At 71.1% G+C, this 15,301-nt stretch carries 1 protein-coding gene; it reads right to left on the bottom strand.

What is annotated here, in order from left to right:
• The coding region (locus tag ON19_RS31655; protein ID WP_043701190.1) for a hypothetical protein at positions 1–15,266 on the bottom strand (15,266 nt) is incomplete at its 3' end.
• Between the last annotated feature and the right edge of the window lie 35 nt (positions 15,267–15,301).

Here is a 15,301-nt window from a genome sequence, read left to right as displayed (position 1 = left end):
CGACTCGTCCGCGCTGCGCGGTGGTGTGCTGGGTTTCGGCGTGGCGGGCGAATCAGCCGATGGAGCGGGGTCGGGCCGCGCCGGGGCCGCCGAGTCCGGTATGCCCGCGCCCGAATCGTGCTGTGGCGCGGTCCCGATCGGCGTGTACAACCTGCGCAACCATTGCGTCCCGGGGGGTGGAGGGTGCCGGCCCGGTCCTCCGCCATCCGGGCGTCCCATTCCGCCTGTTGCGCGCGGAGTTCGGCCCACGGATCGTCGCGGTCGGCGTCGGCGGCGCGCCGCAACCGATCCGCCTCGGCGGCGGCCGTCCAGGCCTCGTGCTGCGCCTGCTCCAGTCGCAGCCAGGCCGCGCGGTCGGCGGCCATCCGGGCGTTCCATTCCGCCTGTTCGGCGCGCAATCGCGCCCACCGGTCGTTCGGGCGGGCGTCGGCCAGCTCGCGCAGCCAGGCGGCGTGGTCGGCGGCCATGTCCGCTTCCCAGTCGGCCTGTTCGATCCGCATCTGGAAGTACCAGTCCGAGCGCGGGCTCGGCTCGTCGCCGGGTCCGTCCGCCGAAGGTGGTGTGGTGGGCGGCTTTTCGGCGCCGCCGTCGCCGGAGGCGGGTTGTGCGGTGTCCGCGCCGCCCGGCTCGGCAACATCCTCCGGCTGTCGTGACACGTCAACGGGATCGCCTGGCTCGGCCACTCCCTCCCGCTGAGGCGGTGCACCCGCAGGGTGCTCCGGCCCGTCCGCCCGCGGGGCGAACGGCACGACCCTGATGGTGCCGTCCGCGTCGACTCGCAACTCCCGCGGCCGGGCGGCCCGGTCGAGCGCCTGCGCCACCTCCGGATACCGGGCCGCGGCCTCGGTCAGTGCCAGCGCGGGATCGGTGCCGCCGAGATTCACCACCAGTACCATCGGCGGCTCACCCGCGAGTATGCCGACGCGATCGGTGATCGGGCGGGCACCGGCGCGCAGCAGCACGTCGCGTTCGAGGGCGGCCGCCATCGCCCGATCCAGGCGCTCGACGCGCTCCTCGGCCCCGGCAAGCCGTTCCGGGTCGTCCGCCGCGCGCGCGGCATCGCGCTCGCGGACCGCGGCCCGGTTCTCCGCGGCCAGTCGCTCCAGCACCGCCCGCCGCTGGTCGGCCTCGGCGCGGCGGCCTTCGTCGGGGTCGGGGGGACGCGGCGGGCCGAACTGCGGAGGATTGTGTTCGGACTCGCCGGCATCGATCGCCCTCGGCGCATCGTCCTGGCCATCGCGCGACCCGAGGGACAGTCGCCCGGCCATGCGGCGCAACCGTCCGCGGGGTTCGCGCCGGATCAGATCGGCCCCACCGTCGTCGAGCATCGAGGCGATCCGGTTGGCCAGCCGCTTGGGGCTCTTGTCGGACATGCCCTGGAACAACTGGCTCAGGGCGTCATCGAGGCCGCCGTCGCCGTTCGGGGCGGGCACCCGCCACCCACCGTTGCCGTCGGCCTCCAGGACGATGCCGAACGTGTAGTCCGCGATCTCGATGCGGCCCAGTGTGCTCCGCGGCCAAGACACACCTCGGCCCCAGCTCGTGGGCAGCGGCACCTGCCTCGTTGCCAGCCGGTGCGCCACCACCGCCGGATGAGGTTCGTCGGCCTCCGGTTCGGTGCGGAAATTCCGCAGGGCGTCCGGCCGCAGCGTTCCCTTGTTCGCGCGGCCCTCGTATGCCTCGTGCGCGTCCGCCTCGCGCTGGTCCTTCTTGGTGTGGAACATCTCCGGACCGAGCTGGCGCAACCAGGACTCGAAGCCGAGACCGGTTCGGCGCGCCAGCCGATACCGCAGATAGTGCGCCAGGAATTGTTCCATCGTCTCGTGGCGGCTCGGCGCCCGATACGCTCCCTCCGCCTCGCCCGAGTTCAGCCAGCGGGTGCGTCCGTCCTCCTCGCCAGGTGTGACCAACAGATACTGTCGGTTCTGGGTGCCGGCCCACAGCACGTCGCTGTATTCCGCATTCCGCACGGACAGTTCGAGCAACGCGTCGATATGGCCGCCCCGCTGCGCCGCGATGACGAGTCTTTGCCCGTCCCACCTCTCGTCGGGGAGCAGCGCGATGCGTTCGGTCAGGCGGACGCCTTCGGGGTACCGGTCGAGCAGGGCGGCGATCGCGCGTCGCGCCGCACCGAGATCACCGACCTCCTCGGTAGCCACCCTGGTCCGGGTGCTCGGATCGTCGTCCAGCGGCCACGGCTGGTATTCACCCTGGTTGTCCGCGCCGGACCGGGCGACTTCCATCGCGATCTCGGCCTCGGGCAGGCCGACTTTGTCCACGTACTTGCGTAGGGCGGCCAGCCCCGCGTCCATCGCGCGACGCTCGGGCGGCGTCCCGTCGTCGGCGCGTCGCGCCTTCCGGTACGCCCGGTCGTATGCCTGGGTGTAGGCGGTCTCGGCGGGCCCGACCGGGACGAACCGGCCGGAATCGCGCAGCATCCGCAGTGTTTCGATCTCGACCGCGAAGTCGGCGGTGCGCATCCGCCGCAGCTCCGGCGAGTCCTGCTTGTGCGGATCGGGGGCGTGGTCCAGATCGGCGGCGGTGAATCCGTTGGCGCGGTCCCATTCCGCGGCGTAGTAGGTGGCGTAGTCGACGCCGTCGATCAGCGGTCCCCGCTCGACCAGCGCGGCGCGCACCTCCCGCACTGCGGCACGGAAGGCCGCGGCGTCCAGCATCGTGTCCCGGACCGAGGAATTGCCCTTGTACGCACGCGCGGCGACCTTGCGTGCCTTCTTGCGCGCCTCGTCGTAGGACTGACGCAGCCGGTCGTTGTGTTCGACGGTGCGCGGCTCGTCCGGGGTGCGTTCGTCCTCGCCGCGGTAGGAATTGCGCCGATCGCGCACCCGGGTGAACTCGAAAGCCCTTGCGTGCGCCTCGGCCTGGCGGTCGAGCATCGTGCTGATGTACTCGTCACGCGACAGGGTGACCCGCTCCAGCGTTCCGTCGCCCGCCGCTCGCGTCCGGTCGGCCATGGTGGCCGCGTGGACAATCGTTTCGGCGAGCTCGAGCGCCGACGAATTCAGGTGCAGCACAATGGCATCGGCGGAGGGGACATAGCCGGTGCCGGACCGGAGCACCTGCCTGCCGTCGCGCGCGGCGAGTTGGTCCTCGAGCGTGAACCGCACCTCGATGCCGTGGCGGTCGACGGTGCTCATCGCCCACCGGCCGGGGTAATTCCCCTCGCCGCGCACCCGTTCGCCCCGCATGTTCATGTACACACGCCGGTTGTCGCCGTCCAGCTCGAGCAGCGCGCGATCGAGCTGCTCGGCCGCGTGTTCGGCGGGCGTCTTCTGCTCGGCCGTGCGGCCGGTCGGTGTCGGCTCCTCGGTCGCGGAACGGTCCGGCGACCGCGGCGCCACACGCCGCCCCTCCGGATGCTCGCGCATCCAGCGGCCGTCTTCCTCGGACCAGACGTCGCGCGGGTCCGTCTCCTGGCGACGCAACCGCACGTCACCGGAGTCGTCTATGTCGACCCAGACCCGGTCGGCGACGACATCCTGGTACCACAGCGTTTCCCGCACCGACGTGAAGGGCGCCTCGTCGCCGGTCACCCGCGTGTACCGGTCTCCGGTCTCCGCGACGAACAGCTTCGGCTGCGATCCGGGCACCCACGCCACCCGGTCGGTGAGCCAGCTGCCACCGGCCTCGTCGACCTGCCGGTCCATCAGGTCGTGCCCGACCCGCGCCGCGAGCTCGAGTGCGAGCCGGTCCCGCGCCTCGACTACGCGAGTGCGCTCGGCCGCGAGGTCGGTCAGCACCCGTACCTGAGTCTGGAACAACGACAGCTGGTCGTCACCGACCTCGAGCCGTGCCTGGGCGAGGTCTTGCAGGTGTGCGAGCAACGACCGATCCGGCCGCAGCGCCTGCCGGTCGAACACGTTGTTCTCGGGGTCGAATCCCTCGAGGTGGGGGATCAGTCGATCCCGCATGGCGTCGAAGCGGCCGATCTCCCGGTTCAGGGCGGCGTGCCTGCGCAGCAAGGCTTGGGTGTCGCGGGCGGCTTCCGCGGTCGCCGGCCGGTACACATCGCTCGGGATATCCATCCGCTGGGCCGCATCCCAGTCGCGGCCGTGGGCATTGCGTGCGCTGGCGCTCTCCCCCTCGGACCATGATCCGTCGAACAGCTCACCGGCGAGCAGCGCATCGACACCCGCCGCGCGTCCGCGCTCCCGCAGCCGCTCCGCGTCCACCGTCGGATCGGCTTGTTCCAGCCTGGACACGGCCGCGTCGTAGGCGTCGAGATACTGCTGGTGCATCGCGCGGCGATAGTGCACATCGACCGGCGCCATCGCCGTCGGGCGGCCCGGATACCCGGCCTGCTCCAGCTGGCGCAGGAATTCCGCCTGCCTGCCGATCGCCGCTGCGTCGGCCCGCAACTGTGCCGCGACGTAGTCCTCGCGCGTCGTGCCCCGGATGCGCGCGGGGGTGACCTCCACCTGTCCGTCGCGGATCGCCTCGGTCAGGGCAGCGAGCCGGACGAGTTCGCCTGCCAGCTCGACCTGTCCGCGGTCGTGGGTGTCGACCGAGATGTCCATGGTGCGCCGGTCGAACGCGTCCGCCTCGCCGATCTCGTTTCCGAGATCGGCGAACCGTACCCGGGCACCCTCCGCGCGCAGCACCTGCGCCGCCTCGCGCCCGATGGCGTTCTGCTCGAGTATCTGCCACACCTGGTCGGTGGCGATGTCGACCGGTTCCAGCTGCCACAGGTCTTCGGTCTTACGCTCGTCGGTGTCGGTCTGCTCCCGCTGATCGGCCGTGCGGTCGGCGTCGGCCGCGTCATCCGCCGCCGGTTGCGGGCTCCCGTCGGCGGTGCGGTCGGGTGCGTCGGCGTCGTCCGGCGTCGAGACGGTGTCCGCGGGGGCGAACTCCGGCTTGGTGAAACGCACTATGGGCACCGTGTTGTCGCCGGAATCGGCCGGCTCGATACGCACCTCGGTGAAGCCGTGCTCGGCGGCCAGCCGGCCGAGCAGGGTCCGGGCCACCGCTTCCTCGGCCGTTCGGTAGAGGTCGCGCTGGTCGGCGTCGAGGGCGTCGGAAGCGCCCTCCCGCTGCCACTCGCCCTGGATCTCGTTCACCCAGTGCCCGCCGAGTTCCGACATCGCGTTGCCGAACATGGTCGCGGCCTCGGTCGGCCCGTCCGACACGCGCATGCGGACCCGCAGGACGCCCTCGAAGGGGTCGAGGGTGGCGTAGATGCCGTGGTCGTCGTTGTCACGCCAGTCGTAGGTCTGCTCGGTCCGGGGCACCACACGGACGATGTCGTCGTCGCCGCCGATCGGCGTGTAGAACTGCGGCGGCTCGGACCGCCGCACCGGGCCGACGTCGCGGGCGTGCTCGCGCACCTGCGCCAGCCGTTCCATGACCAGGTCGTGCCAGCCGCCGCGGCCGTAGCGCTCGAACCGCGGCCGCAGCGCGGCAACCCGGTCGAGGAGGATGTCGACGGCCTCGCGGGTCATCGGGTTGTCGCGGTAGCGCACGGTCCCGTCGCCGTCTCGGACGAGGAATCCCTCGGCGAACGGGCTGATGGCCGCGCGCGCCTCGTCGCTGTTCTCGTAGGAACGACTGTGGTCGATTCCGGCGATCCCGCGATCCGGACCGGCGAGCCAGCCGAGGCCGTCCCGGTCCGGGATGCGGACGAGGGTGTCCAGCAGTCCGAGCGCGCGGCCCGGCACCGAATCGGCGTAGCCGAGTTCGTGCGGGTCGAGGATGCCGCCGTGCCGGTCGGCGGCCGGTTCGCCCGGCATCACCTGCTGGTAGACGACGGTGGGATCGTGCGGGTCCAGCACCGACTCGGGCACCGGCGCTTCGATGGCGCGACCGAGCACGCTGGTCAGCACCTCGGCGACCGCGTGGCGCGGATTGACGACGGTCTTGCGGATGAGTTCGGTGCCGTCGGCGAACCGGACGCGCTCCACCCACCGGGCGCTGTGGTGGGAATCGCCCTCGCGCAGCACGGTCACCTCGGCCTCGCCGGAGGCGATCGCATCCTGGACGACCCGGTCGAAGGAGCGGTGGCCGTTCGCGTCGTCCCAGGCGTCACCGTAGAACTCGGCGTAGGTCTGGTCCGGGCTGACGAGTTGGGTGTCCATCAGGGGGCGCACCACGTCGAACGCGGCCTCGCGCGCCAGATCGTCGAGCCGCTCGGGCGTGGCATCCGGCTCTGCCGCCGCGGCCGCCTCGCGGGCTGCGTCGAAGGCGTCGGTGTACGCGCGCTCCAGCTGGGTTTCCGGGATGTCGTGCAGTGCCGCACGCAGCTGGCGTATCGCGGCGAACTCCATCAGGTGCGCCGCGGTCTCCAGATCGAGCATGACGGCGATGTACCGGCGTCGCGACGATTGCGTCCGGAGCCGGGCGGCATTGGGCATGTCCGGCTCGTGGGCGAGGTCGGCGTGCACCCCGGCACGCAACAGCGCGCGCATCTGGTCGGTGTCGGACAGGCCGGGGTCGAGGACGAGTCGCCGCTGGGCCGGGTAGTAGCGATCCGGCGCACCCGATCGGTACTCGATCGTCACCTGGTGTGCGGTCAGTGCCTGGTCGACCTCTCGGCCGAGTTCGGTCCTCGCCATTTCCGCCCTGATGCGCGCGGTCCGCTCGGCCGCCGCGGTCCCGGACAGGTCGCGCGGCGTGACATCGGCGACGGGCTCGTGCGGCGCGGCCGAATCGGGTGCGTCGACCGATCGGACCTGCACACGGCCGAAGTCGTCGGTCTCGACCGCGAGGTACCTGCGGTCGACGCCGTCGCGGCCGAGCAGCGCCGCGGCGAACGGGTCACGCTCGGCCTCCCGCATGACCCGCTGGTAGTCACCCGGTTCCGCGGCGATCACCAGCCGGTCCGGCTCACCGGGGACATAGGCGACGTGATCGGTGAGCACCCTGGCGCCCGATTCGCCGCGAACGACCGCACCGAGCACGTCACGCGCGGCCAGCGCGGCAAGACTGTGCCTGCGTCCCTCGAGCCGGGCCTGGGCCTGGTCCCGCAGATCGGCCAGGTCGGCGAGGACGCGCAGATCGTGCTGCCTGCGCAGTAGTTTCGCGCCGTGGTCCACCCGGGTAGTCGTGTCCAGGTCGGCCTCGGCCTCGCGCAGTGCCCGCTCGATGTCTGAGCGCGTGAGGTCGCCCGAGCCTTCGCCGAGGACCGCCTCGGCTCGGCGGGCGAACTCCTCGGCGGCCTCCCGCGCTCGCAACCGGGCGTCTTGGCGGTGCAGCGCGCTCTGCCACAGCCCGTCCGCGGTGACCGACGACAGCGGCCGGTGCCTGCCCGGCTCCGCCGCGCCGTCCCTGGCGGTATCGGCTTCGTCCCAGGCGTTTCCGTAGTAGCCGGCGTAGGTCTGCCCGTTGTTCCATTCGACCTGGCCGATCGAGTCGCGCAGGACCGCGACACCATGTTCGTGAGCCTCGGTGCGGGTCCACGGCTTGTCCTGGCCGAGGTTCTCGATCACCTGGTCGAACACTTCGTTGTAGCGCTGCTCGAGCGGATGCTCCGCGATCTCGTAACCGAGCGCCCGCAGTTCCCGCGCGAGCCGGAAGTGCCGCCCGGTGGCGGCGGCTTCCTCGTCGATCATCGCGTCGACGAATTCCTCCCGCGACATCGTGCGAATGTGCTCGGGCGTGTTCGCAGTCGTCCGCTGCAGGTACCGCTGGGCGTGCAGCGATTCGTGCGCCAGCGTCAGCGCCTGCCGCACCTGCGAGTTGCCCGCGGTGAAGGCCAGCGCGGCCAGCTCCCTGCGGCGGAACTCGCCGGTTCGTCCGTCCTGCGCGAAATCTTCGAACCTGGTGCGGGTCGGGCCGTGGTCCAGGCTCGCCAGGATCTGCTTGCCGAACTCTGTCTGCCCGAGCAGATCTCGGACCTGGTCGACGGGGTCGTCCAGCACCAGGCGGTCGTTGGCCGGCGCTTCGGCGTCGCGGCCCAGCTCGACGGGATCGCGCGCGTGCTCCAACAGCAAGTCGTGCAGCGCGCGCACGGGTTTACCAGCCGGGCCCAGGTCGTCGAGCATGTCGCGTAGGACGACCTCGGCGAAGGCTTCGGCCACCGCCTCGTGATCGTCCAGCAGGCCGTCGTCGTCGAGGCTGTATCCGCTGAGTTCCCGCAGCCACTGGCCGAAGTCGGCGTCCGGGTCGGCGGCGGCGAGGTCGAGCAGGTGGCTTTGCGCCCGGCGCCGGGCGGCGAGGTTGCCGTGGTGATCGAGCGCGTGACCGTATTCGTGGACCACGGTGGCATAGACCGGCCGCCGCAGCATCATCGGCTTGAACTGATCGTTTCCGATGGCGTTGTACACCGCCGCACGGAAGTCCCGCGCACTCGTCGCGTGGTCGTAGCTGAGGACGATCGCCCTGGTGTAAACGGCTTTGCTGACCTCGTCGATCGCACCGTCGGCGTACCCGAGCTCGCCTCTTCTCAGATCGCCGATGCCGACGCTGCGCAGATCGACGTGCGGGAACCGCTCGTACATGTCGACCATGGCCCTGGCGTATTCCCGCACGACCTCGGGGTCGAGACCGGGCAGATCGAAACCGAACACCTCGAACTCGGGGTTGCCCATGGCCGCGCGCAGCCGATCCTGTAGCCGCTCGCCGACCTCGTGCGGGCTCAGGTGCGACCACTCGTCCGCACCGGGGACACCGAGCACCTCGGCATCGGTCACGTCCGGTGCGATGTCCTCGGGCGGACGTGCGGCACGCCCGGACTCGTCCGCCATTCGATCCCGGTCGACCCGAGGGTGGTCGCCCTCGTCCGTGGACCGATCGCCGCTATCGTCTTCCGGCGTCCCAGACCTGCCCGGCGTGAGCCGATCGATGAACCGACCGAACCTGTTGCGTGGCTGACTGCGATCCGTCAGGTCCGCCGAACCGTCGTTGAGCATCTCGACGATCCGTGCGACCAGCTTTTTCCGATCGGGCGCCGCCAAGCCCTGCAGATGCGTGGCCAGGACGTCGGCGTCCGACCCGGTCGACACCGGTGCGGGCACGCGCCAGCCGCCGTTGCCGTCGGCCTCCAGGTAGATGCCGAAGTGCGTCGTCCCGACCTTGAAGACCTCCAGTTGGTGATGCGCGGGCCGTCGGATACCGGTGTCGCCCGGCAGCGGGATCTGGCGGGTGTACAACCGGTGGGCGATCTCGGCCGGATGCGGCGGCCCCAGCGGCGGGTCGGCTTCGGCCGCGGTGCGGTATCCCGCTTCGAGGAAGCGGTCGACCAGCCTGCCTTCGACATGCCAGCCCTGGCGGCGGGTACCGCGGGCCCGTTTGGCGTCCTCGGCGGTGTAGAACGCAGCGGGACCGAGTTGTCTGATCCATTCGTCGAATCCGAGATGGGTCAGGCCATCGGCCCGGTAGCGCAGATAATGCGCCAGCATCTGTGTCTCCGCCTCATCCGGGCTCGGATGGCGGTACGGTCCCTCCGCCGCGGTGACCGTGATGTGGTGCATGGTCGGCAGGCCACCGGCCCCGACCACCGCGTTCCGGTAGTCCAGGTAGTGCGATCGGTCCCACAACACGTCGGCGAGTTCCGGATGGCTCAGCGCCAATTCGCGCAGAGCGTCGACGTGCTGACCCGGCTCGGCGACCACGACCAAGCGCGGGCGCGAACCCGGCTCGGAGTAGTCCGGATACCGCGCGACACGGTCGGTGAGCCGCTCGGGATGCGGGTGGCTGTCGAATTCCTGGTCGAGGACGCGCCGTGCGAGATCGGGCTCGGCGGCACGTTCGATCTCGTGATTCGGTGTGCGGTCGGAGCCCTGCGCGATCCCGTCCTCGGGCGCCTTCGGATGGCCCCACCTCGACTCTCCGTGATTGCCCGCGGCACGGACGACGTCGAGGGCGATTTCGGCCTGCGCCAATCCGACCCGATCGAGATAGCGGCGGACCGCTTCGCGGCCGGCCTGGTAAGCGACCTCTTCGGGTGGCGGTGCCGCGGGATTGCGGCGGTGCGCCTTGTCGGCCTTGGTGTATGCCTTGTCGTATGCCTCGGTGTAAGCGCGTTCGGCCGGGCTGACCGGAACGTACTCGCCCAGATCACGCAGCATGCGCAAGGATTCGATCTCCAACGCGACATGCCTGCTGCGCTCGGCGATACGGGCGGGGGTGTCCTCGCGTATCGCCGGTGCGTCGGTACCGACGGGTTCGGTCGGCGTGATGCCGTGCGCGCGGTCCCACGCCGCGCCGAAGTGGTCCCCGTAGCTGCGCCAGTCGACCATCGGGCCGAGGTTGTTCAGATGCTCGCGCACGGCGCGCACACCGGCGCGGAAGGCGGCCCGGTGGTAGAGCGGGAAGGACCGGACGACGCCGGACTTCCAGTACGTCTTCTCCGCGTACTTCAGCGCGTCGTCGTAAGCCTTGGCGTAGGCGCGTTCCAGGTCGTCGACGCCGATCCGGTTCAGATCGATCTTGCCGGTGAAATCCGCGTTCCCCGCGTACATCAGGGCGTACGCCTCGGCCATCCGATCCAGCATCAGGTCGACGTACTCGTCGCGGGACATGGCCAGCCGGGCCAGCGGTTCGCCCGCGGCTTCGCTCACCTGCTCGGCCAGCCGCGCCGCACGGATCAGTTCCGCGGCATGCCGGTCGGCTCCGCCGTCGGATTCGAGCACGACGGTATCGGTGACCGGGTCGTAGCCCGCGGCCGGGCGCAGGCCGTAGCGGCCGCCGTCCAGACGAACGATGCTCGCCTCGGACTCGGTGGTGAACCGGATGTCCACACCGAGCCGATCGAGCAGGTCGGCAGCCCATTTGCCCAGATCGCTGCCGTGCAGTGCGCGCAACGCCCGGTCCAGCATCGTGCCCGCGTGCTCGGTGATCGTCAGCGGGTACGTCTCCTCGGCCGGGCGCCGAGGTGGATCGGTCCGTGCGTCTGCGGCGGGCACGTCGGCGGAATCCCGGAGTACCTGCGGGACACCGGATTCGTCGAGGTGGACCCGGATGCCGGTGGGTGGCGGATCACCGGCGCGGGCGGCCCGATCCGACAGGTCCCGCGCGACGACGTCGGTGATCTCGCCGAGGAGCCGGGCTCGGTCCGCGCTCACCCGCGCGTGCTGAGCGGTCAGTTCCGCGAGCAGCAGCACGTAGCTGGTGCCGTTCCAGATGTCGATGCGCTCGGACCGTTCCCGGAACAGGTCGAGGATTTCCTGCCGGGTGGACGGGATCTCGTCGTCGGGCAGGTTGTACGCATTCTTCAGCCGCCGGAACGCGCGATCCCAGTCCGCCTCGATGCGCGTCAGCTCGCGCCTGGCGGCCGACTCCGCCCGCTGGAGTCGCTCCATCTCGCGGGCCGTCGCGAGATCGGAGGGAGCGTATTCCTCGGGTGTGCTCGGGCGGTGCGCGGCATCCCACTCCTCGCCCGCTTCGTGCCGGGCGCTCAGCCCGTCTCGCGCATCCAACCGCAGATCGGCCGGAAGCTCGTCCACGCCCGCTTCGTGTCGGCCGCTCGACCCGTCGCCCACGTCCGCCCGCGCATCGAATCGGGGGTCGGCCAGCAGCTCGTCCACGCCCGCCGCGCGACGCTGTTCCAGATCCGGTCGGCGTGCCACCGCACCCGCGTCGAGCACGTGCCGCAACTGCGCGTCGGCCCCGGCCAGCACCTCCTCGAGGTCGATCAGCCGCAGCGCCGCCCGCTCCAGCTCCGCCAGCCGGTCCTGCCAGGCACGCAACTGATCGACGCGCGTGGTCCGGCCGTGCAACTGCTCCAGTGTGTCGGTCAACGCGGCTCGCGTTCGCACATCCGCTTCGCTCGCCAGGCCGCGCATTGCCTCCGCGCGCCGGGCACGCGCCGCGTCGACCTCCGCGGCCACCGTGTCTCGCCGGGCGGTCAACCGGGCCACCTCCGCGTCCCGGATCGCCTGGCGTGACGGCTCGTCCACCGGCGGGCCGTCCGTCCGATCGACGCCCCCGGTCGCGTCGAAGGCGTCCAGATAGACCGATTCCAGCGCCCTGCGCTGTGCGGCATCGATCAGATCGCGCACCGGCCCGCCGTGCGGGTCGTAACCGGCCTCGCGCATCTCGCGGTGGAATTCGGCTTGGCGGCCGAGCGCCTCCGCCTCCACGCGCACGCGCGCGGCGACGTGATCGGCCCGGTCCAGCTCGCGGATGCGGGCCGGGGTCACCTCGAGCCTGCCCTCGACGACCGCTCTGGCCAGCTCCGCGGCCCGCACGACCGCCGCCGCCTGCGCCAGCTGGTCGCGCCCACGGGTGCCGATGAACACTTCCATCGTCCGCCCGTCGAACCCGTCTGGCAGTCCCGGACCGTCGCCGGGTTCCTCGAACCGGATCGCGGCGCCGAGATCGCGCAGCCGGGTGAGCGCCTGCCTGCCGATCTCGCTGCGCACCAGCACTTCCCGCACCTCGGCTGCGGCGACGTCGATCGGCCGGTACTGCCAGCCGACCGGTTGCCCTTCGTCCGGGCGCACGAGGTCGCGCGCGCCGGGCTCCTCGACGCGGCGATCAGGCTCATCGAGCGGTGAGTCCGCTTCGCGCCGCGGGTCGTCCGCGTCTCCCGGCTGCTCGGCGTCGAGCCGAATTGCTTGCTGTTCCGCGGAATCCGGACGCTCAGCGGCGGCGTCCCGCGCGACCGGTCCTGGACCGTGCCGGTCGCCCGGCGCAACCGGATCGTCTGTCCGGGCACCGATCTCGTTCCTCGGCTGATCGGGCTCGGACCGAATCGCATGTCGCTCACCGGCATCCGGGGCGTTGCGGACCGTGTCTATCGCGAGCCGGAATCCATCGAGGAAATGGCCGATCCGACCGCGTCGCGCACTGCGGTCGAGTGCTTCGCGCAGCAGGTCGTATGCCACGCGCACGGGTTCGCTGACCGCGTCGCGGCCGCGCAACTCCACGTCAGCGAACGCCTCCGCCAGCGCCTCGCGTGGGTTGAGGAGTCCGGACTCCTCGAGGCTGTACCCGCTGAGATTGTCCTTCAGCCAATCGAGGTAGCCCTCGGTGGTCGGTTCGCCCAGCCGATCGGACATGTAGTGCTTCAGCAGCGCTGCGTCGAGCTTGCGCTGGGCGTAGGAGCTGCTGCTGAAGTCGAGGACGTGGCCGAACTCGTGGACCGCCACCGCGTACACGGGCCTGCGCGCGACGCCCGGATGGAGCCATCCGGACGCGGAGTCCGCATCGACGGCGTTCCGGAATTCCGTCGCGCTCGCGGCATAGTGCGCATTGATCAGCAGCTCGTCGGCATACACCCGGAGGTTGCTGGTGTCGGCCCTTCGAGTAGTCGACGCGAAGACGTCGTGCGGAAGGTCATCGATGACAATTCGGCGCAGGTCCGCCTGCGGGTACTTCTGGAACATGTCGACCATCGACCGGGCGTACTCCCGCAGCACCTCGGCATTGAGGCCGTCCCGGTCGAAGCCCGTCACCTCGAACTCGGGGTTGTCGGTCATCCGGCGCAGGTCGTCGCGCAGCTTCTGGCCGACCTCCGCCGGGCTCAGTCGTGACCACTCGTCGTCGGCCGGGGCGCCCAGCAGCGCCGCATCGGAATCACCGGGAAGCGGCGTGGTGTCGGGTCCCGAGTAGTCCGGTTCGGAGGCATCGGGCCGATACCCGGGCTCGGGCGGGTTCTCGGTGCTGCGGGCCAACAGCTCGTACAGCTCCAGTTCGGCCGCGCCGAGGGGCCGCAAGCCGCGCAGGGCGTCCGCGGCGAGGGCTTTGCGCAGTTCGACCTCGGCGAAGGATTCGGCCAGCGCCTCGGCCGGACGCAACATGCCTTCGCGATCGAAGCTGTGGCCACTGAGTTGCCCCAGCCAGTCCTCGCCGTAGCGCCCTGCCAGGTAGGCGTCCTCCACCTGGTGCCGTGTGGTCTGCTGTCCCGCGTGGTCGAGCGCGTGGCCGTATTCGTGCACCACCGCGGCGTAGACCGCGCGGCGCAACGTGGTCGGCGAGTGGCCGTATCGCTCGACACCCTCGCGCATCCGCTCCCGGAAACCCTCCGCGCTCCTCGCGTAGTCGCTGCTGAGGACGATCGATTCGGTGAACACGCGGCCCGTGACCGGGTCCACCCGTGGCTGCGCCGCCCCGATCACCTTGGGCGGCAGTTCTCCGAGCCCGACGCTGCGCACGTCGGCGTTCGGGAAACGGTCGGCCATATCGACCATCGCCCTGGCGAATTCCCGTACCACCTCGGGATGCACGCCGTCCGCGTCGAAGCCGAACACCTCGAACTCGGGATTCCCCGTCACCTGCCTCAGGTGCTCGCGCAGCCGCTCGCCGACCTCGGCCGCGCTCAGCCGCGACCACTCGTCGCCGGCCGGTGCGCCGAGCAGTTCGACGTCGCGAGCGTGCGCCGCGGCGTCCGCGTCCGGCGTGCGGTGCGGCGTCGCGGTGGCGCCCGTCTGCTGATCGGCGTTCTGCTGCGCGACGGGCTCGGGATTCGCGTCCTCGCTGAGATACCTGGTGGCCTGCGCGTCGGACAGTGTCCCCTGGATGAGCACCTGGGCGAACTGGTCCGGCAGGTCGAAGATCGGCTTGAACTTCCACGACGCGCCCTCCGGCGGCAGCCCCGTGCGCCATTCCAGGATCACGCCGTCGCCGTTGGTGAAAGCCTCCGCCGAAGAGCGCGTGCGCGACCACGACGTGGTGTCACTCTCCGCGGCGCGACGCTGACCGATGTGCTCTTCGGCGGACAGACTCACGGTTCCCCGCGGCACCGCGCGGCCCGAAACCGCCTCGGCGTAGGCCGGATTGACCGAACCGTCGGGCAGCAATCGGGGGATGCCGCGGTAGAGCGGTGTCCCGCCCTCCGGCAGACTGCCCTCGAACAGGACATCCCCGTTGCGGCCGAGCGAGTCGTCGGGTGCACCGAGGAAATCGGGCCGCTCACCGATCGGCCCGTCCGGATCGGGACGCCAAGAACCATCCGGACGCCGCGCCTGATCCGGCGTGCTCGGTTCGTCCGCCGCCCACCCCGGCGTCGACGGCGGGTCGGACGGAGGTCCGCTCGGACGCACTCCGCCGGCAGCTTCGGGACCGTCCTCCCCGGGCTCGTCCCGCGGTGCCGAGTCGGTCCGACGCGCCTGGTCCCGCGCGGCCTCGGCGGCCGCCCACTCCGCGTCCATCCGGCGCATCCGCTCGACGGTCGCCTCGAGATTCCCGAGCATCCCCTCCAACTGCTCGTCACGCGCTACCGGTTCCGCACCCGGATCCCGCTGCGAACCGGACTCGTCCGGCCCCTCCGGCGCACGATCGCTCGCTTCCCAGTCCGCGTCCATCCGACGCATCCGCTCGACCGTCGCCTCCAGATTCGCGAGCATCCCATCCAGCACGGCATCCCGCGCCACCGGCTCTTGGCCCGGAACACGCCGAGAACCAGGAC

Origin of the sequence: Nocardia abscessus NBRC 100374 (assembly GCF_000308455.1) — a bacterium.
GTDB lineage: Bacteria > Actinomycetota > Actinomycetes > Mycobacteriales > Mycobacteriaceae > Nocardia > Nocardia abscessus.
The sequence above is the reverse complement of the archived record's forward strand: the minus strand, read 5'-3'. Positions and strand labels throughout refer to the sequence as shown.